Origin of the sequence: Mycobacterium sp. 5-140-3-2 (assembly GCF_035666375.1) — a bacterium.
Lineage (GTDB): Bacteria > Actinomycetota > Actinomycetes > Mycobacteriales > Mycobacteriaceae > Mycobacterium > Mycobacterium intracellulare.
On the sequence record NZ_CP142025.1, the window covers coordinates 2,326,365 to 2,348,899 of the forward strand.

Below are 22,535 nucleotides of genomic sequence, written 5' to 3' on the forward strand. Positions count from 1 at the left end.
CGCGACGACGGTCGGAGGCGCCTGAGTAAGCTAGATAACCTTACTAACGAAGGATGGAGATTTCGTGACGATCGCGGTGACAGGTTCGATTGCGACCGACAATCTGATGCGGTTCCCCGGCCGGTTTTCCGAGCACCTGCTGGCCGAGCACCTGCAGAAGGTGTCCTTGAGCTTCCTGGTCGACGACTTGGTGATTCACCGCGGCGGCGTGGCGGGCAACATCGCCTTCGCCATCGGTGTGCTGGGCGGCGACGTCGCGCTGGTCGGCGCGGCCGGTGACGATTTCGGCGAGTACCGCGACTGGCTGCAGAGCCACGGCGTCAACTGCGACCACGTGCTGATCTCGAAGACCGCGCACACCGCGCGCTTCGTGTGCACCACCGACGAGGACATGGCCCAGATCGCGTCGTTCTATCCCGGCGCCATGTCCGAGGCCCGCAACATCAAGCTTGCCGACGTCGCGTCGTCGGTCGGCACACCCGACCTGGTGATCATCGGGGCCAACGACCCCGACGCGATGGTGGTGCACACCGAGGAGTGCCGCAAGCTCGGCCTGCCGTTCGCCGCCGACCCGTCCCAGCAGCTGCCCCGCCTGTCCGGGGAGGAGATCGACAAGCTGGTCGACGGCGCGGCCTACCTGTTCACCAACGACTACGAGTGGGAGCTGCTGCTCTCCAAGACCGGCTGGTCCGAGGCCGACGTGCAGCAGAAGGTGGGCCTGCGGGTGACCACGCTCGGCGCCAAGGGCGTCGACATCGTCGAGCGTGACGGCACCACCACGCACGTCGGCGTGGTCCCCGAGACCAGCCAGACCGACCCCACCGGTGTCGGCGATGCGTTCCGGGCCGGTTTCCTCACCGGGCGCAGCGCCGGGCTGAACCTCGAGCGTTCGGCACAGCTGGGCTCGCTGGTGGCCGTGCTGGTGCTGGAGTCGACCGGAACCCAGGAATGGGCGTGGGACCGCGAGGTCGCCAAGACCCGTCTGGCCGACGCCTACGGCGACGAGGCGGCCGCCGAGATCGCCGCGGTGCTGGGTTAGCGCCGTTTCCCCGACGCCCTTTCTCGCCCGGGCCGCATCGAGTGTGAACCCACGGCGTCGCGTGTGCGCTGACGGCGCCGACACGCCGACACACCGCGCCCAGGGTTCACGATGAAAGCCCAGGATTCACACGCGAAGCCCGGGCGTGGCCTAGAGCTGCACCGGATACATCGGCTCGCTGATCTGCGGCACCACACTGCGCTCGACGAAGATCGCGTGCCAGAGCATGAAGATCAGCAGCGTCCACAGCCGGCGGCTGTGATCGCCGGCGCCGCTGCGGTGCTCGTCGAGCATCCGGTGCACGGCCGCCCGGTCCACCAGGTGGTCCGCCTGCGACGACGCCGCCAGCTCGTAGGCCCACTCCAGCAGCTCGCCGGTGCGCAACCAGTGCCGGATCGGCACCGGGAACCCGAGCTTGGGCCGGTGCAGGACGTGCGCGGGGACGATCGGCTCGAGCGCGCGGCGCAACGCGTACTTGGTGGTCGTGCGGGTGATCTTGGCGTCGACGGGCAACCGGGACGCCACGGCGAACACCTCGGGATCCAGGAACGGCACCCGAAGCTCCAGCGAGTTGGCCATCGTCATCTTGTCGGCCTTGACCAGGATGTCGCCGCGCAGCCAGGTGAACAGGTCGATGTGCTGCATGCGGGCCACCGGGTCCCAGCCCGCCGACTCGGCGTACAGCGGCGCGGTCACGTCGGTGTGGGTCCACTCCGGGCGGAAGCCGGGCAGCGCGTCGCGCAGCTGCGCGTCGGAGAAGCTGCGGGCGTTGCCGTAGTAACGCTCTTCGAGCGTCAGCGAGCCGCGGTGCAGCAGGCTCTTGCCCCGCATCCCCTCGGGCAGCGGGCGCGACACCTTGCCCATCGACCGCCGCAGCGGACGCGGCAGATAGTCGAAGGGCTTCAGCGACAACGGCTCCCGGTAGATCGTGTAGCCGCCGAACAACTCGTCGGCGCCCTCGCCGGACAACACCACCTTGACGTGCTTACGGGCCTCGCGAGCGACGAAGAACAGCGGCACCAGCGCCGGGTCGGCGACCGGCTCGTCGAGGTACCAGACGATTTCTGGCAGGGCGGCGACGAACTCGTCCGGCGTGACCACCTTGGCGATGTGGCGCGCGCCGATCGCCTCCGCCGAGGCCACCGCGACATCGATCTCGGAGAATCCCTCCCGCTCGAAGCCGGTGGTGAACGTGATCAGTCGCGGGTTGTGCCGGATGGCCAGCGCCGCGATGGCGGTGGAGTCGATGCCGCCGGAAAGGAAGGACCCGACCGTCACGTCGGCGCGCATGTGCTTGGCCACCGAGTCCTCGAGCACCGCGGTGATCTCGTCGTACCGGGCCTGCTCGCTGCCGCGGGCGATCGGGGTGGCGGCGAACCGGGGCACGAAGTACCGGGTGACCTCGGGTTGCAGGCGGTCGGGGCGGATCCGGGCGTAGCAGCCCGATTCCAGCCGGCGCACCCCGCGGTGCAACGTCTCGGGCTCGGGCACGTACTGCAGGACGGTGTAGTGCTGCACCGCCCGCTCGTCGATGCGCGTGTCGAACCCGATCAGCTCGGCCAAATCCAGCAGACACTTTTTCTCGCTGGCCACCGCGGTGCCGCCGGCACCGGTCGCCATGAACAGCGGTTTGATGCCGAAAGGGTCTCGGGCGCAAAACAATTCGCGGGTAACGGTGTCCCACAGCGCGAAGGCGAACATGCCGCGCAATCGGGTCAGGACATCGGTGCCCCAGTAGTGGTAGCCGGCGACGACGGCCTCGCCGTCACCATCGGTGGCGAAGACGGCCCCATGGGAGGTGGCCAGTTCGTCGCGCAACTCCAGGTAGTTGTAGATCTCGCCGTTGAACACCAGCACGTAGCGGTCGGGCGCCTCCGGCGGCCCCCAGCGCAGCGGCTGGTGCGAATGCGCGATGTCGATGATGGACAGCCGGTTGAAGCCGAACACCACCGAACCGTCGGTGTCCGGGTCGACCCAGGTGCCGGGCTCGTCGGGCCCGCGGTGGCGCATCGAATGCGACGCGCGCGCGATCGCGTCGTCGGCGCGGGCGGCGGCCGCCTCCTTGTCCCCGTCCTCGGGGGCGGCAACGAACGCCAGCAGACCACACACGGCGCCCCAGTATGCCGCACTTGGCGACCGCTCGTGGACGTCGCACCCGGCACGGCGCGAGACTGGCGGGCCGGGGTTTCGTCGCCCGCCTCAGGCGCGTGGTCTACGCTGCGTAGTATTCGATATCCGAGCAGGAGGCGCCAACGTGACCCCTCGCGAGCAGGACCGTTCGCAATCTTTGTCGCAGGGTAGGTTTCAGCGCCGTCCTGGGGGCTCCGCCACCGGTCTTTCCCGCCGTCTCCGGCCGCTGGCGCTGGCCGTGACGCTGGGTGTGCTGGCGATGTTCCTGAGCGGGTGCAGCAGCTGGGCCGACGCGCTGGCCCTGGGCTGGCCGAGGGGGATCACGCCGCAGGCGCAGCTCAACCGGGAGCTGTGGATCGGCGCGGTGATCGCCTCGCTGGTCGTCGGCGTCATCGTCTACGGCCTGATCTTCTGGTCCTCGGCGTTCCACCGCAAAAAGGCGACCGACACCGAGCTGCCCCGCCAGTTCGGCTACAACATGCCCTTGGAGCTGGCGCTCACCGTGACGCCGTTCCTCATCATCTCGGTGCTGTTCTACTTCACCGTCGTGGTGCAGGAGAAGATGCTGCACATCGCCAAGGATCCCGAAGTGGTGATCGACGTCACGGCATTCCAGTGGAACTGGAAGTTCGGCTATCAGCGCGTCGATTTCAAGGACGGCACGCTGACCTACGACGGGGCGGACGCGGCGCGCAAGAAGGCCATGGTGTCCAAGCCGGAAGGCAAGGACGAGCACGGCGAAGAGCTGGTCGGGCCCGTCCGCGGCCTCAACACCTCGGACCGCACCTACCTGAACTACGACAAGGTCGAGACGCTGGGAACCAGCGACGAGATCCCGGTGCTGGTGCTCCCGACCGGCAAGCGCATCGAATTCGATCTGGCGTCCGCCGACGTCGTCCACACGTTCTGGGTTCCCGAGTTCTTGTTCAAGCGCGACGTCATCCCGAACGCCGACGCGAACAACTCCGTGCACGTCTTCCAGGTCGAAGAGATCAACACGCCCGGGGCGTTCGTCGGCCACTGCGCCGAGTTCTGTGGCACCTATCACTCGATGATGAATTTCGAGGTTCGCGTGGTGTCGCCCAACGACTTCAAGGCCTACCTGCAGCAGCGGATGGATGGCAAGAGCAACGCCGCGGCGCTGCAGGCGATCGGACAACCTCCCGCCGCGGTGACCACGCACCCGTTCGACACCCGCCGCGGCCAGTTAAGCCAGTAGGTTAGGACACCAAATGCATATCGAAGCCAGGCTATTCGAGTTCATCGCCGGGTTCTTCTTTGTGGTTGCGCTGCTCTACGGGGTTTTGACCGCGCTGTTCGCCACCGGCGGGGAAGAGTGGGCGGGCACCACCGCGCTCGCGCTGACGGGTGGGCTGGCGCTGATCGTGGCCACCTTCTTCCGGTTCGTGGCGCGCCGGCTCGACACCCGGCCCGAGGACTACGAAGGCGCCGAGATCAGCGACGGAGCAGGGGAATTGGGCTTCTTCAGCCCGCACAGCTGGTGGCCGATCCTGATCGCGCTGTCGGGCTCGGTGGTGGCGGTGGGCATCGGGCTGTGGCTGCCGTGGCTGATCTTCGCCGGCGTCATGTTCGTCCTGTCGTCGGTGGCCGGACTGGTCTTCGAGTACTACCTGGGTCCTGAGAAGCACTGATTCGCGGCATAAAGGTCACAATCCGATCACGTGATCGCTTGCGCCGATCGCCACGGCGGCTCTGCCCGTTTTGGGTTCGGTAGTGTTTCGCGCAGGCAATGAGAAGTTCCCAGCGCGCCCGGCAACGAGGTGATTGCGGAGTTTTACGCGCAGGTGATGCAGTCGAACAGGGTAGGCAAAGGGCAGAGATGAGCGGGTCGAAACCCCCGGGATGGGAACCTGACGAATCCGATCCTGTCGACCCGATCAGCCACCACGCGGACGCCGGTGACGACCCCGCTGACGACGGGGAGCCCGGCGGCGACCACGACGTCGAGGGCGCGGCGGAACCCTTCGACGACAGCGCCGAACTGGCCGCCGCTGACCAGACGGACGCATACTCGCGTGCCTACTCGGCCCCGGAGTCCGAGCACTTCACCAGCGGCCCCTACCTACCCGCCGATCTGCGGCTCTACGACTATGAGGACTACGACGAGTCCGCCGACGAGGACGAACGCAGCACCGCGCGCTGGCCGTGGGTGGTGGGGATCGCCGCCATCGTGGCCGCGATCGCGCTCGTCGTATCGGTGTCGTTGCTGTTCGCCCGGACCGACACCACCAAGCTGGCCAACCCCAACACCACCACCGCCCCGTCCACGCCGCCGATGCAGGACGAGATCACGACCACCAAACCACCGCCGCCGCCTCCACCGCCACCCACGACCGAACCGCCGCCGCCCCCGACAGCAACGGAGACACAGACTGTGACGGTGACGCCCTCTCCGGCACCGCCGCCCCCGCCCGCACCCGCTCCGGCACCGCCGGCGACCTCCACCGCGGCGGCGCCACCGCCGCCGACGACGCCGGCCGGGCCGCGGCAGGTCACCTACTCGGTGACCGGCACCAAGGCCCCGGGCGACATCATTTCGGTGACCTACGTCGACGCGTCCGGCCGCCGGCGCACCCAGCACAACGTGTACATCCCCTGGTCGATGACCGTCACCCCGATCTCGCAATCCGACGTGGGCTCGGTGGAGGCCTCCAGCCTGTTCCGGGTCAGCAGGCTCAATTGCTCGATCACGACGAGCGACGGAACCGTGCTGTCGTCGAACAGCAACGACTCGCCGCAGACGAGCTGCTGATGGTCAGCAGATATTCGGCATACCGGCGCGGAATCGGCGACGACACCGTTTCGCCCGAGGTGATCGACCGCATTTTGCTCGGCGCCTGCGCCGCCATCTACCTGGTGCTGTTGGGCGTCAGCGTGGCCGCGGCCGTCGCGCTCACCGATCTGGGCCGGGGCTTTCACAAATCGGCCAGCAGCCCGCACACCACCTGGGTGTTGTATGCGGTCATCATCGTTTCCGCGCTGATCATCGCGGGCGCGATCCCAATACTGTTGCGGGCCCGGCGGATGTCTCAGTCCGAGCCGGCCGCCCGGGCGATGACAGCGCCGAACCGGCCGCCGGTGCGCCTGATGTCTCAGGCGCCGCGCACGGCGGCCGAGCGGGCCCGGCAGGCCACGGTGCAGGCGGCGCCGGCGAAGACGGATGCCGAGTGGTCAGGGGAGACGGTGGACCGAGTCTGGTTGCGCGGCACGGTCATACTGACCGGCACCATGGGTGCGGCGCTGATCGCGGTCGCGACGGCGACCTACCTGATGGCCGTCGGCCACGACGGCGCGTCCTGGACGGCGTATGTATTCGCCGGTGCCATCACCGCGGCGATGCCGGCGGTCGAGTGGCTGCATATCCGCCAGCTGCGCCGCGTGGTCGACGAGCGCTGACGCGTATCGCCGTCGAGGTGTAAACCATCGACACATAAGCATTGCGACGACACGTCGTGCGTCGTCGCAATGCTTATGTGTCGCGCGCGCTCGTGGGTGATTGCGGGTGCTCGATTGCCCGGCTCCCGCGTCGGCCAGGGGGCCGATGGGGAGCCGGGCTGAGCGGGTCAGTGCGCGCCGTTGGTCGAGCCGTTGGACGAACCGTTCGTCGAACCGTTGAGGCTGTCCTGGTGTTCGCGCAGCGCGGTCAGGGCACGCTGCTCGGAGCGGTGCGCCGCCTCCCGCAACGCCGCGTCCTCGGACGCCGGATCGGCGAACATGAAGCTGCCGCTGCCCGGCGTCCCGGCCGAGCCCAGCTTGTTCATCTTCTTGGGCAGCGCCGCGCCCTGGTACTCGAGCGGCAGCGGGTGGCCGTGGTCGTCGACCGGGCCCAGCGGTTGGTGCAGCTCGATGTAGGCACCGTGCGGCAGCCGCTTGATGATGCCGGTCTCGATGCCGTGCTCGAGCACCGCGCGGTCGCTGCGCTGCAGCCCGATGCACCACCGGTAGGTGACGAAGTAGACGATCGGCGGGACGATCACCATGCCGATGCGGCCGATCCACGTCGTCGCGTTCAGCGAGATGTCGAACTTGAACGCGATGATGTCGTTCATCGCGCTCAGCGTGAGCACCATGTAGAACGCGATCGCCATCGCGCCGATCGACGTGCGCACCGGCACGTCGCGCGGGCGCTGCAGCAGGTTGTGGTGCGCGTAGTCACCGCTGAACCGCTTCTCCAGGAACGGGTAGATGATCAGCAGGACGAAGACCCCGCCCATGATCAGCGCCACCCAGACCACCGCCGGGATGGTGTGGTGCCAGAAGTAGAACTCCCATGGCGGCCAGATACGGGCCAGACCTTCGGTCCACATCATGTAGAAGTCCGGCTGCGAGCCCGCCGAGACGTGAGATGGCTTGTAGGGCCCCAGGTTCCAGATCGGGTTGATCTGCAGCAGACCGCCGAGCAGACCCAGCACGCCGACGATCGCGGCGAAGAACGCGCCGGACTTCACGGCGAACACCGGCATCACCCGCACGCCGACCACGTTGTGCTCGGTGCGGCCCGGTCCGGGGAACTGGGTGTGCTTCTGGAACCACACCATGGCCAGGTGCAGCCCGATCAGCGCCAGGATGATGCCGGGCAGCAGCAGGATGTGCAGGGCATACATGCGGGGGATGATGTAACCCGCTGTGGCGCATTCGTTTCCGACGCCGCCGCAGGGGAAGTCACCGCCGAACAGGGCCCAGTGCAGCCAGGTGCCGATCACCGGCATGCCCAACGTGATCGAGGACAGGGCCGCGCGCAACCCGATGCCCGACAACAGGTCGTCGGGCAGCGAGTAGCCGAAGTAGCCCTCGAACATGGCCAGGATCAGCAGCAGCGAACCGATGACCCAGTTGGCCTCGCGCGGCCGACGGAACGCGCCGGTGAAGAAGATGCGGGCCAGGTGCACCATGATCGACGCCGAGAAGATCAGCGCGGCCCAGTGGTGGACCTGACGAACGAACAGGCCGCCGCGCACCTCGAAGGAGATGTCGAGGGTCGACGCGAACGCCTTCGACATGTCCACCCCGCGCAGCGGCTGGTAGGCGCCGTTGTAGGTGACCTCGCCCATGGACGGGTCGAAGAACAGCGTCAGGTACACCCCGGTGAGCAGCAACACGATGAAGCTGTACATCGCGATCTCGCCCAGCAGGAACGACCAGTGGGTGGGGAACACCTTGTTGAGCTGTCTGCGTACGGCAGCCGAGGGGTGATAGCGCGTGTCGATGTCCTCGCCCTGGCGGGCCAGGACGTCGCCGATCTTCGGGGGACTCAGTTTGGGACTCATGATGTCGTCCTCTCCCAGAATGCCGGTCCGACGGGCTCGATGAAGTCACCGTTGGCGACCAGATACCCGTTGGTGTCGATGGTGATCGGCAGTTGCGCCAACGCACGTGCCGCCGGCCCGAAGATCGGCTTGGCGAAGTGCAGCGCGTCGAACTGCGACTGGTGGCAAGGGCACAAGATTCGGTAGGACTGCTCCTCGTAGAGCGACGCGGGGCAGCCCAGGTGCGAGCAGACCTTCGTGTAGGCGAACAGCTCGCCGAAGTTGAAGCTCTCCTGGCCCTGCCGCTTGACCACGCGGTGCATGTCGGTGGGGCGAATCCGGATGAGCATCACGGGATTACGCACGCCCTGGTTGATCGCGCGCAGCTTTTCCTGCGACTCCGGGGTGGTGCCGTCACCGTCGGACTCCCGCCACGGGAAGACGGTTTCCATGCCGCCGGCGTCGATGTCCTCGGGCCGCATCTTGACGAACGGCGACCCGGCGAAGCTGCCGGTGGCGCGCGCCAGGTAGATGGTCTCGCCGTGGTAGCGCGGGGTCCAGTCGGAGGTGAACAGCACCGCCTTCTTGCCGTTGGCGGTCTGCACCACCGGCTTCCACGGGTTCTTGATCAGGCCGCCGGCAAACGCGACCAACGTGGACAGGCCGAACGCGCCCAGCCCCACGCCCAGCGACAGCCCGACCAGCTTGCGCCGCCCGATGGTGGAGCCGCTGTAGGCGTCGGCCAGGTTCGCCACGACGGTCTTGCGGTCGACGTCGCGGGAGGCGCCGTCGTGCCGGTCCTGAATCGAAATCTCTTCGGGGATAAAGCGTTTCTGGTACAGGATGGTGCCGATCCCGATCGACAGGATCGACATCCCGAAGGTCAGGCCGTACAGCGGGGTGGTCAGCGAGTAGAGCCAGCTGTCCGCGGCCTCCTTGGGCTTGTACTCCCACGGCCAGAACAAAAAGATCAGCAGCAGCGCCAGCCCGAAACCGCCGCCGCCCAGCAAAAGCCACAGGGCAACGCCACGCTCGGCGCGCTTCTCGGCTTTGGTGCCCTCGACCGGCCAACGGTTTTCCTTGAACACGGTCTCGACGCCGTCGAGCTTGCCGCCCAGCGCCACCAGCTCCTGCTGAGACATCGCGGCCAGCGCGGCGTCGTCGGGCTCCCGCTCGCCGGTGCCGTGCGGGTTTCCGCCGGTGTCCGAGCCGCGAACGTTTCCGTGGTCAGCTGAGTCGCTCATGCCCGTGCCCCAATCCACAGTGCCAGCCCGATCGCGGCGACCATCCCGATGATCCAGGCGGCCATCCCCTCGGGCGCGGGTCCGAATCCGCCGAGGCCGTAGCCGCCCGGCTGGCGCTCTTCGGTCACCGCCTTGATGTAGCCGATGATGTCCTTCTTGGCCTCGAAGGACAGCTGGCGGTCGGAGAACTTCGGCATGTTCTGCGGACCGGTCCGCATGGCCGCCAGGATCTGCTGCTCGTTGGCGGGCTCCAGGTCCGGCGCGTACTTGCCGGACGACAGCGCCCCGCCCTTGCCGGTGAAGTTGTGGCAGGACGAGCAGTTGAGCCGGAACAGGTCACCGCCGCGGCCGAGGTCCTCGCCTCGCAGCGAGTGCATCGCCAGGCTGCCGTCGGGGTTGCGCACGGTCGTCGGGCCGCCGCCGTTGGCCTGCACGTAGGCGCCCAGGGCGTCGATCTGGCCCTCGTCGAAGATCGGTTCCTTGCGGGGCGCCTGCGCCTCGCCGGTCATCGCCGGCATCCGGCCGGTGGACACCTGGAAGTAGACGGCTTCCTCGCCGACGCCGATCAAGCTCGGCCCGCGATCGGGCACGCCCTGCAGGTTGGCGCCGTGGCAGGACACGCACGACGTGTCGAACAGCTGCTTGCCGGTCCGCAGCAGCGCCGAGTTCGACTCGTCCGCGACGGCCACCTGCGGGCGGGGGGTCAGGACGGCGGCCACACCACCGGCGATGGTCAGCGCGATCAGCAGCAGCAGGCCGCCCGACAAGCGGCGGCGCAACCGCCGTCGCGAACGGTCACGCTGCCCCTGGTGCGACTGAGGAAGCCGCGAACCGGATCGGGTAGACCCCAGTTTCTTCAACCGAGCACTCCTGTTCGTCCAGCGCCTGCTCATCGGATGAAATAGATCACGGTGAACAGCGCGATCCACACGATGTCGACGAAATGCCAGTAGTACGAGACGACGATGCTGGCCGTAGCCTGCGCCGGCGTGAACTTGCTCATCGCGGTGCGGGCCAGCAAGAAGATGAAGGCGACCAGGCCGCCGGTCACGTGCAGGCCGTGGAACCCGGTGGCCAGATAGAACACGCTGCCGTAGGCGCTGCCGGGAATGGTGGTCCCGTGGGTCGCCAGGTGGAAGTACTCATACCCCTGCCCGCAAACGAAGAACAGGCCCATCAGGAAGGTGATGACGTACCAGCGGCGCAGCCCGAACACGTCACCGCGCTCGGCCGCGAACACGCCCATCTGGCAGGTGAACGACGACGCGATCAGCACCAACGTCACGGGGACGGCCTGGTACAGGTTGAGCTCGGTCGGCGGCGGCGGCCATTTTCCGCCGGACTGGGCACGCGCGGTGAAGTACATCGCGAACAGGCCGGCAAAGAACATCAACTCGCTGGAGAGCCAGACGATGGTGCCGACACTGACCATGTTGGGTCGATTCAGCGAATGAACGCGCGACGTGATTGCAGTACCTGAGGTCCCGACAGCGCTGGTCACATCCGCAAGTATGACGCTTTGTAGTTGTTGATCTCCACCCGGGGCGCAATTTGATGCCTCGCGCGTCGCGCGCGCGTGTGTTCGGGCCGCCCGCGGCCGACGGTTGGGGCCGCTGTGGTGCTCGTGGGACCATCGGCGCGTGGCTTTGTCATCTGAGGTTTCGCCGTCCGGCGGGTCCGCGACGTCGTGGCCGCGGGTGCTGGGCCGGCTGACGGGCGGTCAGGACCTGACCCGCGGCCAGGCCGCCTGGGCCATGGACCAGATCATGACCGGCGCGGCGAGCGCCGCCCAGATCGCGGCCTTCGCGGTGGCGATGCAGGTGAAGGTGCCCACGTCGGCCGAGGTGATCGAGCTGGCCGAGGTCATGCTCGGCCACGCGCTGCCGATGCCCGATTCCGGTATGCCCCAGGACACCGTCGACATCGTCGGAACCGGCGGCGACGGCGTCAACACCGTGAACCTGTCCACGATGGCGGCGATCGTGACGGCGGCCGCGGGTGTGCCGGTGGTCAAACACGGCAACCGGGCGGCCTCGTCGTTGTCCGGTGGCGCCGACACGCTCGAGGCGCTCGACATCCGCATCGACCTCGGACCCGACGAGGTGGCGCGCAGCCTCGCCGAGGTCGGCATCGGGTTCTGCTTCGCGCCGTTGTTCCACCCGTCGTACCGGCACACGTCCGCGGTGCGCCGCGAGCTCGGCGTGCCGACGGTGTTCAATCTCCTTGGGCCGCTTACCAATCCGGCCCGGCCCCGGGCCGGATTGATCGGCTGCGCGTTCGCCGACCTGGCCGAGGTGATGGCCGGGGTGTTCGCCGCCCGCCGCTCCAGCGTGCTGGTGGTGCACGGCGACGACGGGCTCGACGAGTTGACGACCACGACCACCAGCACGATCTGGCGGGTACAGGCCGGCACCGTGGACCGGCTGACGTTCGATCCGGCCGGGTTCGGCTTTCCCCGCGCCGACCTCGACGACCTGTTGGGCGGCGACGCGCAGGCCAACGCCGCGGAGGTGCGTGCGGTGCTGGCCGGAGCCAAGGGCCCGGTGCGCGACGCCGTCGTCCTCAACGCCGCCGGCGCGATCGTGGCCCACGCCGGGTTATCCAGTCGCGCCGAATGGCTGCCGGCGTGGGAGGACGGGTTGGCCCGCGCCGGCAAGGCCATCGACTCCGGCGCGGCCGAACAGCTGCTCGCGCGTTGGGTGCGGTTCGGCCAGCAGGTCTGAATCGCGCAGGGCTTGCTCGGCGGCCAGCCGCGCCGAGCGGGCCGCCTCCGCCCACGCCGCCCACCCGCCGGCCGATCGCAGCGGGGACGCCCAGCCCGCGCCGTCCCCGGTTGCCTCGACCCGAACGATGCGCACGCCGGGAGCGCCCAGCCAGCGCGCGATCAGCGCGGTCTCCTCGACCAGCGCCCCGCCCAGCGGGGCCGGCCCGGGCAGAATCGCTTGTGCCCCAGCGGTAATCGCGTCGACGACCGGCATCGGCGGCACCCCCCGTCGGGCGTTGCCCGCGGCGGCGAGTTGGCCGTGGCGGATGACGGCGAGGTGATAGCCGCCCTGGCCGTCGGGCGCGGCGGCGACCAGCTCGGGCAGGGCGACCAGGGCGCGCAGCCGCTGACCGCGCCACAGCGTCTCGACCGCGGCGGCGGTGCGGTCGCGCAGCCGCGCGGCGCTCTCGAAGTGACGCCGCTCGGCGAGGGCGGCGACCTGGGCCACGGCGGACGTCAGGGCGGCGTTGTCCGCGCCGTCGACCAACGCCGCCATGCGCGCGACGGCCGCGGCGTATTGGGTGGCGGTGACGTCGCGGGCGGCCGGGCACGGTGAGACCTCCGCCTCGGCGCACAGCGGCCCGTGTAATGCCGTGCGCCCCAACCGGTTCGTGCAGGTGCGCAGCCCGGTGAAGCGGGACAGCAGGGCGGCGGTGTCAGCGGCGTCGGCGCGCGCCCGGAACGGGCCGACGGCGCGGTCGTGGCGCGGGGCGCGCACCACCGCCAGGCGGGGGAAGGCCTCGTCGGTCAGCGCCACCCACCACCAGCGCTGCGGGAACCGGGATCGCCGGTTGTACGGCGGGGCGTGCGCGGCCAGCAGCCGCAGCTCGCGCACACCGGCCTCCAGCGCGTGGGCGCACTCGACATGGTCGACCGCGCAGGCCAGCGTGACCATCTCCTTCATGCGGCCGCGCGGATCGGCGCCGGTGAAGTACTGCAAGACCCGCCGCCGCAGGTCGACCGCGGTGCCGATGTAGAGCACCTCGTCCGACGGCCCGCGGAACAAATAGACACCCGGCCGGTGCGGGAGCCCGTCGGCGAGCACGCGTTTGCGGCGCTGGGCCGGTGCCACGTCGGGCAGATAGGAGCGCAGGTCGGCGTAGGTGTGCACGCCCTGGTTGCCCACGCGTTCGATGAGGGCGTGCAGCACGTCGACGGTGGCGCGTGCGTCGTCGAGGGCGCGGTGGGTGGGCTGGGTGGTGACGGCGAACAGCCGCGCCAGCGACGCCAGCCGCACGCTGGGCGCCTCCTCGCGGCTGAGCACCCTGCGGGCCAACCGCACCGTGCACAGCACCTGCGGCCGCGGCCAGGCGATGTCGCACCGCTGCGCGGCGGCCCGCAGGAAGCCGATGTCGAAACCGGCGTTGTGCGCGACCAGCACGGCCCCCTGATCCAAGCGGGCGAACTCCAAAAACATCGGCAGCACGGCGTCGATGGTCGGCGCGTCGGACACCATGGCCGTGGTGATGCCGGTCAGCCGCACGACCTGGGGCGGGATGCTGCGCTGCGGATCGATCAGCGTGGCGAACTCGCCGAGCACCACGCCGCCGCGCACCTTGACCGCCCCGATTTCGGTGATGGCGTCCGGCTCGGTTCCCGCGGCGGATTTGGTGCGTCCGCCGGTGGTCTCGAGGTCCACCACGACGAAGGTGGTGTCGCGCAACGAGAGTTCGTCGGGCGTGAAGGGTGATCCCACGTCGGCGAAGCTCAGCTGAGTCGCCCCGCGTGCAGTCACGGGGGTGACGTTAAGCACGACGGCTGACATCCGCGGCGTCCCACGCCGCGGCCCCAGGGAGATGTCGGTGCCCGCGGTTACCGTTCGGGCAGACCGGCGTGATGTTCGTCGGAGCCAGACCGAGAGGACCGATCCCGATGGCACCAAGAACTGGACCCACCGACGTCGCCATGCCGCCGCCCGAGCGGGGCGCGCCGGTGGTGATCGACTGTGACGACTGCGCGGTGCGCGGACCCGGATGCCGCGACTGCGTGGTCAGCGTGATACTCGGGGTCCCGGATACTTTATTGCAGGACGAACAAGCGGCATTGGAGGTTCTCGCCGAGGTCGGCCTGGCTCCGCGACTTCGTCTGGTGCCGATTCGTCGGGACCGCGGATCTGGTGTAGCGTAAATGCCTTGTCCGCCAACGGCCCTCGGTCAGGCGGAATGGATCACATGAAAATGACAGAATTCTTTCTAATTTCTTAACCGCCCGCTTTGGACAAACGCCGATATCGTTTCGTAACCTGTTTGAGACCTAAACCCGCTCGACGACCAGTGTTCGTCGATGGCCGTTTAAGGAAGCAAATCTTGAGGCTTGATTCTAGTTGCCTGGTTGCGCGTGTCCTGACACGTTCGGCCCTAGGGACGCTAGCTGGCTTCGCGATTCTGTGCAGTGTGGTGATCGCCCCCTCGTGGGCGGACCCGGCCCAGGACGCCATGGCAAAACTCAACGAGCTGTCGCGCCAGGCGGAGCAGACCACCGAGGCGATGCACAGCGCCCAGCTCGACCTGAATGACAAGCTGGCCGCTCAGCGCGCCGCCGACAAGAAGCACAACGACGACCAGGCCGCCGTCGACGCGGCGAAGGCCCATCTGGCGTCGTACCAGAACTCCGTCAACAACCTGGCCGCGGCGGCGTACATGGGTGGTCGCGTCGACGGCATGCAGGCCATCCTGACCGCCGGTTCGCCGCAGGGGCTGATCGACAAGCTCGCGGTGCAACGCGTGATGGCCACCCAGATGGCCAGCCAGATGAAGAGCTACCGCATCGCCGGCGAGCAGGCCGCCAAGGCCGAGCGGGAGTCCGCGAAGTCCGCCGCCGACGCCAAGAGCGCGGCCGAGCAGGCCGCCGCGGTGCGAGCGAGCTTGCAGTCCAAGCAAAGTCAGCTGCAGGTGCAGATCGCGGTGGTCAAGTCGCAATACATGTCGTTGACCGCCGACCAGCGCACCGCGCTGGCCAATCCCGCACCCGCCGCCGTCCCCGCGGCGGCGCCGGCGCCCGGTGCCCCGGCGCCGGAAGCGGCACCCCCGGGACCCGGGCAGGCGCCGGGTGAGGCTCCGGCTCCAGGCGGCATGCCCGGTATGGCTCCCGGCGGTGGGGTCGGCGGCGGTGACCGTGCCACCGTCGTGCAGGCCGCGCTGACCCAGGTCGGCTCGTCCTACGTATGGGGCGGCGCCGCACCCGGCGGATTCGACTGCTCCGGACTGGTGATGTGGGCGTTCCAGCAAGCCGGCATCTCGTTGCCGCACTCCAGCCAGGCGATGGCCCACGGCGGTCAACCCGTTTCGCTGTCGGACCTGCAGCCCGGTGACGTGCTCACCTTCTACTCCGACGCCTCGCATGCCGGCCTGTACATCGGTGACGGCATGATGATCCATTCGTCCACCTACGGTGTGCCGGTACAGGTCGTGCCGATGAACTCCTCGGGCCCGATCTACGACGCCCGCCGTTACTAGACACTCCACGCTGCGTCGGCGGCTTCCGCTACTGCTGGCCTGGGTCTTCGTCGTCGAATTGATCGTGGCCGCGGCCGTGCCGTTCGACGCCGAACGCAGCAGCCGGATCCGGCCCCCGCAGCTGATCACGCCCGCGCGCAGCCAGGTCAGCGCCTCGACGAAGTCGATCGTCGTCGGCGACCGCACCGTCCGGCTGCTGGGCCTCGGCGGCCCGTCCAGCGAGCGCCTGTTGTTTCGGGTGGCCTCGGACATGGGCGCCGCGATCGGCGCCGTGGAGGCGTTCTGGGGCCTCGACTGGCCACGGGAAATCTCGATCGTCGCGGCAGGCACCGACGAGGAATTTCGCGCCGCCGCCGGCGGGGGACCGGCGGCGCAGTGGGCCGACATCGCCGCCGCGACGGTCTCCGACCGGATCGATCCCGTTCGCCGGGTCGCCCTGGGCCAGCGGATCGTGTTCGCGCCGGGTGCGGCCAACATGAGCGCGGCGTCCCTGCGAATCGTGTTGGCCCACGAGCTTTTTCACTACGCCGCACGCGCGGACACCGTTGCCGACGCGCCCCGCTGGCTCACCGAGGGCGTCGCCGACTTCGTCGGCCGCCCCCCGACGCCGGTGCCCAAGGAGGGTTTGCTGCCCATGACGCTGCCCTCGGACGCCGACCTGGATGTGCCGGGGGCGCCGCGCTCGCTGGCCTATGACCGCGCCTGGTGGTTCGCCCGGTTCGTGGCCGACACCTTCGGGGCGCCGAAGCTGCACGATCTCTACCTGGCGACCTGCGGCCTCAGGCGCGCCGACATGGCGACCGCCGCCCACGACGTGCTGGACACCAGCGAGGCGGGCCTGCTCACCGCCTGGCGCCAGTGGCTGACCCACTAACGACGCACCGGGCCGTGTGCACGCACGGCGCCGCCGCCACGCTAGCCTGTCGCAGGTGAGTCGGGTCCTGCTGGTAACCAACGACTTTCCGCCCCGCCCGGGCGGCATCCAGTCGTACCTCGGTGAGTTCGTCGGCCGACTCGTCGAGGCCGGGTCGCATTCGGTGACGGTGTACGCGCCGCACTGGAAGGGCTCCGATGCCTACGACGAGGCGGCCGGCTACCGCGTGGTGCGCCATCCGGGCACCCTGATGCTGCCCGGCCGGGCGGTCGACACCCGGATGCGGCGGCTGATCGCCGACGACGGCATCGAGACCGTCTGGTTCGGGGCGGCCGCGCCGCTGGCGCTGCTGGCCCGGCGAGCGCGGGGCGCGGGGGCGAAGCGGGTGGTGGCCAGCACGCACGGCCACGAGGTCGGCTGGTCGATGCTGCCGGTCGCGCGGTCCGTGCTGCGGCGCATCGGCGACGACACCGACATCGTCACGTTCGTCAGCCGCTACACGCGGTCCCGGTTCGCACCCGCCTTCGGGCCCAAGGCCTCGCTGGAATACCTGCCGTCCGGGGTGGACACCGACAAGTTCCGGCCCGATCCCGCCGGGCGCGCCGCGTTGCGTCGGCGCTACGGGTTGGGCGAGCGGCCCACGGTGGTGTGCGTGTCTCGGCTGGTGCCCCGCAAAGGCCAGGACATGCTCATCAAGGCGCTGCCCTCGATCCGGCGACGCGTCGACGGGGCCGCCCTGGTCATCGTCGGCGGCGGACCCTACCTGGAATCACTGCGGACGCTGGCCCGCGACTGCGGGGTGGCCGACGACGTGATCTTCACCGGCGGCGTGCCGGCCGCCGAACTGCCAACGCATCACGCGCTGGCGGACGTGTTCGCGATGCCCTGCCGCACCCGCGGCGCCGGACTGGACGTCGAGGGACTGGGCATCGTCTTCCTGGAGGCCTCCGCGAGTGGCGTGCCCGTCGTCGCCGGAAAGTCCGGCGGAGCCCCGGAAACCGTGCGGCACAACGAAACCGGGCTCGTCGTCGACGGTTGCTCGGTGACCGAGATCGCCGACGCCGTCACCGAGTTGCTGACGGATCGGGACCGGGCGGCCGCGATGGGCGCGGCCGGGCGCGACTGGGTGACGGCCCAGTGGCGCTGGGACACCCTGGCGACACGGCTGGCCGGGCTGCTCGGCTAGCGGTGCGCGCGGTCAGTCCTTTTCGTAGATGGCCTCGATGTCGGAGGCGAACTTCTCGGCCACGACGTTGCGCTTGACCTTCATCGTCGGCGTCAGTTCCCCGGTGTCCTCGGTGAAGTCGACGGGCAGGATGCGGAACTTGCGGATCGACTCGGCGTGCGACACCGCCTGATTCGCGTCCTTGATGGCCGCGTCCACCTCGGCGACGAGGTCGGGATCGGTGGCCAGATCGGCCACCGACGCGCCGGATCCCTTCTGGTTGCGCTGTTTCCAGCCGTCGAACGCCTCTGGATCGATGGTGATCAGCGCGCCGACGAACGGCTTGGCGTCGCCGACGACCATGGCCTGGCTGATCAGCGGATGGGCCCGCAGCCGGTCCTCCAGCACAGCGGGGGCGACGTTCTTGCCGCCCGCGGTAACGATGATCTCCTTCTTGCGCCCGGTGATCTTCAGGAACCCGTCGTCGTCGAGCACACCAAGGTCGCCGGTCTTGAACCAGCCGTCGGTGAACGCGTCGGCGGTGGCCTGCTCGTTGCGCCAGTAGCCGCTGAACACCACGCCGCCGCGCACCAGCAGCTCGCCGTCCTCGGCGATGCGCATGCTGTTGCCGGGCAACAACGTTCCGACCGTGCCGATCTTGACGTTGCCGACCTGGTTGACCGTGATCGCGGAGCTGGTCTCGGTCAGGCCGTAGCCCTCATGGATGGTCAGGCCGACGCCCCGGTAGAAGTGCCCCAGCCGCGACCCCAGCGGCGCCCCGCCCGACACGGACGCGTGGCAGTCGCCGCCCAGCGCCGCGCGCAGCTTGCGGTACACCAGCCGGTCGAACAGCGCATGCTTGGCGCGCAGCACCGGCCCCCGCCGGCCCCCGTCGGAGGCCTCGCTCCAGTCGACGGCGGTTTGCACGGCCATGGCGAAGATGCGCCCCTTGCCGTCGTTGGCGGCGTTTTGCTCCGCCGTGTTGTAAACCTTCTCGAACACCCGCGGAACCGACACCACCACCGTCGGTTTGAACACCGCGAACATCGGCAGCAGGTTCTTGATGTCGCTGGTGAATCCGACGGTCACCTTGTTGGCGAACGCGGACAGGGTCAGCGAGCGCGCCAGCACGTGGGCCAGGGGCAGGAAGATCAGCAGCCGCTGGCCCTCATCGAGCAGCGTCGGCAGGCTCTCCTTGGCGCCGCGGGTCTCGTACAGCAGGTTGGAGTGCGTCAGCTGGCAGCCCTTGGGCCGCCCGGTGGTGCCCGAGGTGTAGATGAGCGTCGCGGGGTCCGCGGCCCGCAGGCCCTCCAGGCGTGCGGTGAGCTCGGCCGGTTCCACCGACTCGCCGGCCTCGACGAGCTGGTCGAGCGCCTTGGGGCCCGACCCGTTGATGTGCAGCACCCGGCGCAGGGCGGGCAGTTCGGCGGTCAGCTCGGTGACCATCGCCGCGTGCTCGTCGGTTTCGGCGAAGGCCAGCACCGCCTCGGAGTCCTGCAGCACCCAGCGCACCTGTTCGGCCGACGACGTCTCATAGATCGGCACCGTGACCCCACCGACCGCCAGGATGGCCAGGTCGAGGATCGCCCATTCGTAGCAGGTGGCACAGAAGATCGACACCCGGTCGCCCGCCTGCACCCCCAGGGCGATCAAACCCAGTGCGGCAGAGCGGATAAGACCGGCGGCCTCGGCGCAGGTGACGTCGGTCCACTCGCCGTCGACCTGGCGTTGGTAGATGACAAAGTTCGGGTCATCGCGCTCGTGCTCGAAGACCATCGCCGCGATGTTGTCGTCATCGTCGACCGGAAAGCGGGCGGGGACGCTGTACTCACGCACTCTTATGACCTCAATTGACCTCGTGACGTTTCCCGGCAGCCCGGGTTGCTGTCGACCAGCCTAATCCGAGCATCGAGCCTGCACGGCCACAGTCCGTGCGGCCGGGACCCCGACGCCCGCCGCACGCGGGTGTGTGAAGCTGTGGGCATGAACAGCATCCAGATCGCGGATGAGACGTTTGTCGCCGCCGACGGCGCACGGGTGGGCGCCGCGGTCGCAGATCGGGCGAGTTGGCGCCGCTGGTGGCCGGACCTGCGGCTGCAGGTCGTCGAGGATCGCGCCGACAAGGGCATCCGGTGGTCGGTCACCGGCGCGTTGACGGGGACCATGGAGGTCTGGCTGGAACCGTCGCTGGACGGGGTGGTGCTGCACTACTTCCTGCACGCCGAGCCCACCGGCGTGGCGGCCTGGCAGCTGGCCAAGCTGAATCTGGCGAAAATGACACACCGCCGCCGAGTGGCGGGCAAGAAAATGGCCTTCGAGGTCAAGACGACACTGGAACGGTCACGTCCGGTCGGAGTTTCTCCGGTAGTTTAGCCGGGTCGGGTCCGCGCGGAGAGTACCGTTTCGGACCGAGACCCACGGGGGTCCCCGCACGGCCGGTTCGGAGCAGCCGGGACCCATCCGCTCGCGGGAGAGAGGGCAGCAACCAGGTGGCGGAGAAGACGACGCAAACCATCTACATCGACGCCGACCCGGGCACCGTGATGCGGGTGATCGCGGACATCGATTCCTACCCGCAGTGGATCTCGGAGTACAAGGAAGCCGAGGTTCAGGAGAAGGACGCCGACGGCTACCCGAAGGTGGCGCGGATCGTCATGGACGCCACCGTCCTCAAGGACACCATGGTCATGTCCTACCAATGGCCCAAGGATCGCCAATCGGTGAGCTGGACGCTGGTCTCGAGCTCGCTGCTGCGTTCCCTCGAGGGCTCATATCGGTTGGCGCCCAAGGGATCTGGCACCGAGGTCACCTACGAACTCTCCGTCGACCTGGCCATGCCGATGATCGGCCTGCTCAAGCGCAAGGCCGAGCGTCGTCTGACCGACACAGCGTTGAAGGATCTGAAGAAACGAGTCGAGGCTGAGTGAGACGGCTGCGCCCGCCCCGGCCCGGATCAGTCTCTTCGTTGGGAAAGGCGGGGTAGGGAAATCCACCCTGGCTTGCGCCACCGCGGTCAGTTCCGCGAGCGCGGGACAGCGGGTGCTGGTGGTGTCCACCGACCAGGCGCACTCGCTGGGTGATGTGCTGGGCACCCCCGTCCCGCCCAGCCAAGACGAACTGGTGCGGGTGCTCGCCGATGACGCGGAGGCCGGCGGCGGATTTCTCGATGCGCTGGCCTTGGACACCCTTGCCCTGCTCGAGGTCCGTTGGCGTGAGGCCGTCGCCACGTTGGACCGGCGGTTCCCCGACTCCGAATTGAGCACCATTGCGCCCGAAGAGCTTTCGGCGTTACCCGGCGTCCAGGAGGTGCTCGGCCTCTACGCCGTCGGTGAGCTGGCCGGCTCGGGACGATGGGACCGCGTGGTGGTCGATTGCGCGTCGACCGCGGACGCGTTGCGGATGTTGACGTTGCCCGCCACCTTCGGGCTGTACGTCGAGCGGGCGTGGCCGCGGCATCGCCGGCTATCCGTCACCGCCGACGACGGCCGCTCGGCGGCGGTGGTCGAGCTGCTCGAGCGCATCAGCGCGAGCGTGGAGACGCTCGGCGCGCTGCTCACCGACGGCGAGCTGGTCAGTGCGCACCTGGTGTTGACCCCCGAGCGGGTGGTCGCCGCGGAGGCGGCCCGCACACTGGGGTCGCTGGCCTTGATGGGCGTGCGCGTCGAAGAGCTGATCGTGAATCAGGTTCTGCCGCAAGACGACTCATACGAGTACCGCAACCTGCCCGAGCACCCGGCCTTCTACTGGTGCACCGAACGCATCGCCGAGCAGCGCAGTGTGCTCGACGAGCTCGACGCCACCATCGGTGAGGTGGCCCTCGTGATGACCCCACACCTGTCCGGCGAGCCGATCGGCGCCAAGGCGCTGGGCGCGCTGCTCGACGCCGCCCGCCGCCGGGGAGGCACCGCGCCGCCGGGCCCGTTGCGGCCCGTCGTCGACCTCGAATCCGGGACGGGACTTGGGTCCGTCTACCGGATGCGGCTAGCGTTGCCGCAACTCGATGCGTCGGCGCTGACCCTCGGGCGGGTCGATGACGACCTCATCATCAGCGCCGGCGGATTGCGGCGCAGGGTGAGGCTGGCGTCGGTGCTTCGGCGCTGCATCGTGCTGGACGCGCGCCTGCGGGGTAGTGAGCTGACAGTGCGTTTTCGACCAGATCCGGAGGTGTGGCCTAAGTGAGTGGGGCTCATCCCGAAATCGGTCCGGAGCTACGCAGGCTCGCCCAGACGATCCTGGACGGCATCGACCCCGCGGTGCGCGCGGCCGCGGCGCTGACGGCCGGCGCCGGACCGGGAACCGGCAAGTGCCAGCAGGTGTGGTGCCCGGTGTGCGCCCTGGCCGCGCTGGCGACCGGCGACCAGCACCCCTTGCTCACCGCGATCGCCGACCACAGCATCGCCCTGCTTCAGGTGATCCGCGACATCGTCGACGACATCGACCGGGCGTCGCGCCCGACGCCGGAACCGCCGCCCGACGGTCCGCCCGGCGGCGCGGCCGACAGCGGCGACGCCGAAGCGCGGACGCGTTATCAGCCCATCCCCGTCACGCTGGACGAGTGAGGGCGCTGCGTCGCAGGTGGTCCCTTCCCGTGGGGATA

Annotated in this window: 20 protein-coding genes and 1 pseudogene; 14 read left to right on the forward strand and 7 right to left on the reverse strand. The window is 69.0% G+C overall.

From position 1 onward, the window contains the following. Positions 1 to 64 precede the first annotated feature (64 nt). Positions 65 to 1,039 (forward strand): carbohydrate kinase family protein, encoded by a 975-nt coding sequence (locus P6281_RS11090; RefSeq protein WP_008256052.1) that lies wholly within the window; start codon positions 65 to 67, stop codon positions 1,037 to 1,039. A 150-nt stretch (positions 1,040 to 1,189) separates the two neighbouring features. Here P6281_RS11090 and asnB read toward each other — a convergent pair whose 3' ends face one another. Further along, positions 1,190 to 3,148 (reverse strand): asparagine synthase (glutamine-hydrolyzing), encoded by a 1,959-nt coding sequence (gene asnB, locus P6281_RS11095; RefSeq protein ID WP_008256053.1) that lies wholly within the window; start codon positions 3,146 to 3,148, stop codon positions 1,190 to 1,192. Between the two features lie 145 nt (positions 3,149 to 3,293). Between asnB and ctaC the strand changes: the two genes are divergently transcribed. From ctaC to P6281_RS11115, 4 genes are all read left to right on the forward strand, one after another. After that, complete coding sequence (gene ctaC / locus P6281_RS11100; RefSeq protein WP_026071572.1) at positions 3,294 to 4,388, forward strand: aa3-type cytochrome oxidase subunit II; 1,095 nt, start codon at positions 3,294 to 3,296, stop codon at positions 4,386 to 4,388. A 13-nt stretch (positions 4,389 to 4,401) separates the two neighbouring features. Continuing rightward, positions 4,402 to 4,821 carry a cytochrome c oxidase subunit 4 gene (locus P6281_RS11105; protein WP_008256055.1) on the forward strand — a complete coding sequence of 140 codons (420 nt, stop codon included), beginning with the start codon at positions 4,402 to 4,404 and terminating at the stop codon, positions 4,819 to 4,821. 188 nt (positions 4,822 to 5,009) lie between these two features. Further along, a complete protein-coding gene (locus P6281_RS11110; RefSeq protein WP_008256057.1) occupies positions 5,010 to 5,942 on the forward strand; it encodes an MmpS family transport accessory protein in 933 nt (310 codons plus the stop codon). After that, positions 5,942 to 6,586 (forward strand): DUF2561 family protein, encoded by a 645-nt coding sequence (locus P6281_RS11115; RefSeq protein WP_008256063.1) that lies wholly within the window; start codon positions 5,942 to 5,944, stop codon positions 6,584 to 6,586. The genes P6281_RS11110 and P6281_RS11115 overlap by 1 nt, the downstream gene beginning before the upstream one ends. Positions 6,587 to 6,753: 167 nt before the next feature. Here P6281_RS11115 and qcrB read toward each other — a convergent pair whose 3' ends face one another. From qcrB to ctaE, 4 genes are read right to left on the reverse strand one after another with little or no spacing between them, the layout of a single operon-like run. Continuing rightward, a complete protein-coding gene (qcrB, locus tag P6281_RS11120; protein WP_014384554.1) occupies positions 6,754 to 8,457 on the reverse strand; it encodes a cytochrome bc1 complex cytochrome b subunit in 1,704 nt (567 codons plus the stop codon). Continuing rightward, positions 8,454 to 9,680 (reverse strand): cytochrome bc1 complex Rieske iron-sulfur subunit, encoded by a 1,227-nt coding sequence (gene qcrA / locus P6281_RS11125; protein WP_008256067.1) that lies wholly within the window; start codon positions 9,678 to 9,680, stop codon positions 8,454 to 8,456. Before qcrA ends, qcrB begins: the two co-directional genes overlap by 4 nt. Further along, positions 9,677 to 10,540, reverse strand: a complete 864-nt coding sequence (qcrC, locus tag P6281_RS11130; RefSeq protein ID WP_026071573.1) for a cytochrome bc1 complex diheme cytochrome c subunit — start codon at positions 10,538 to 10,540, stop codon at positions 9,677 to 9,679. The genes qcrA and qcrC overlap by 4 nt, the downstream gene beginning before the upstream one ends. 29 nt (positions 10,541 to 10,569) lie before the next feature. After that, positions 10,570 to 11,181: an aa3-type cytochrome oxidase subunit III gene (ctaE, locus tag P6281_RS11135; RefSeq protein WP_008256075.1), complete on the reverse strand. Its 612-nt coding sequence runs from the start codon at positions 11,179 to 11,181 to the stop codon at positions 10,570 to 10,572. Positions 11,182 to 11,320: 139 nt separating this feature from the next. Here ctaE and trpD point away from each other — a divergent pair, with 139 nt between their 5' ends. Beyond that, entirely contained in the window at positions 11,321 to 12,403 is a 1,083-nt protein-coding gene (gene trpD / locus P6281_RS11140; protein WP_162130197.1) for an anthranilate phosphoribosyltransferase, read from the forward strand. Here trpD and P6281_RS11145 read toward each other — a convergent pair. Beyond that, positions 12,341 to 14,209 (reverse strand): annotated as a pseudogene (locus tag P6281_RS11145) (DEDD exonuclease domain-containing protein); the annotation flags it as partial. The gene trpD and the pseudogene P6281_RS11145 sit on opposite strands and share 63 nt — an antisense overlap. 107 nt (positions 14,210 to 14,316) lie before the next feature. Between P6281_RS11145 and P6281_RS11150 the strand changes: the two are divergent. The 4 genes from P6281_RS11150 (at position 14,317) to pimB (ending at position 17,959) form a co-directional block, all read left to right on the forward strand. Next, complete coding sequence (locus tag P6281_RS11150) at positions 14,317 to 14,571, forward strand: hypothetical protein (RefSeq protein ID WP_014941796.1); 255 nt, start codon at positions 14,317 to 14,319, stop codon at positions 14,569 to 14,571. A 179-nt stretch (positions 14,572 to 14,750) separates the two neighbouring features. Then, on the forward strand, positions 14,751 to 15,899 hold the full coding sequence (gene ripC / locus P6281_RS11155) for a peptidoglycan hydrolase RipC (protein ID WP_014711452.1): 1,149 nt from the start codon (positions 14,751 to 14,753) through the stop codon (positions 15,897 to 15,899). A gap of 58 nt (positions 15,900 to 15,957) precedes the next feature. After that, the gene (locus tag P6281_RS11160; protein WP_008256084.1) at positions 15,958 to 16,773 is read left to right on the forward strand and encodes a DUF4157 domain-containing protein; all 816 of its coding nucleotides are present in this window, start codon (positions 15,958 to 15,960) and stop codon (positions 16,771 to 16,773) included. Between the two features lie 55 nt (positions 16,774 to 16,828). Continuing rightward, positions 16,829 to 17,959 carry a GDP-mannose-dependent alpha-(1-6)-phosphatidylinositol monomannoside mannosyltransferase gene (gene pimB, locus P6281_RS11165; RefSeq protein ID WP_014711454.1) on the forward strand — a complete coding sequence of 377 codons (1,131 nt, stop codon included), beginning with the start codon at positions 16,829 to 16,831 and terminating at the stop codon, positions 17,957 to 17,959. A gap of 12 nt (positions 17,960 to 17,971) precedes the next feature. Here the strand turns inward: pimB and P6281_RS11170 are convergent, their stop codons facing one another. Next, positions 17,972 to 19,774 (reverse strand): AMP-dependent synthetase/ligase, encoded by a 1,803-nt coding sequence (locus P6281_RS11170; RefSeq protein ID WP_014384560.1) that lies wholly within the window; start codon positions 19,772 to 19,774, stop codon positions 17,972 to 17,974. A 147-nt stretch (positions 19,775 to 19,921) separates the two neighbouring features. Here P6281_RS11170 and P6281_RS11175 point away from each other — a divergent pair, with 147 nt between their 5' ends. The 4 genes from P6281_RS11175 (at position 19,922) to P6281_RS11190 (ending at position 22,497) form a co-directional block, all read left to right on the forward strand. Then, entirely contained in the window at positions 19,922 to 20,311 is a 390-nt protein-coding gene (locus P6281_RS11175) for a hypothetical protein (RefSeq protein ID WP_009953492.1), read from the forward strand. 116 nt (positions 20,312 to 20,427) lie between these two features. Further along, on the forward strand, positions 20,428 to 20,865 hold the full coding sequence (locus tag P6281_RS11180) for an SRPBCC family protein (protein WP_009953491.1): 438 nt from the start codon (positions 20,428 to 20,430) through the stop codon (positions 20,863 to 20,865). Beyond that, positions 20,858 to 22,117 carry an ArsA family ATPase gene (locus tag P6281_RS11185; RefSeq protein WP_324738946.1) on the forward strand — a complete coding sequence of 420 codons (1,260 nt, stop codon included), beginning with the start codon at positions 20,858 to 20,860 and terminating at the stop codon, positions 22,115 to 22,117. The genes P6281_RS11180 and P6281_RS11185 overlap by 8 nt, the downstream gene beginning before the upstream one ends. Then, positions 22,114 to 22,497, forward strand: a complete 384-nt coding sequence (locus P6281_RS11190) for a hypothetical protein (RefSeq protein ID WP_014384562.1) — start codon at positions 22,114 to 22,116, stop codon at positions 22,495 to 22,497. The genes P6281_RS11185 and P6281_RS11190 overlap by 4 nt, the downstream gene beginning before the upstream one ends. Positions 22,498 to 22,535 lie beyond the last annotated feature (38 nt).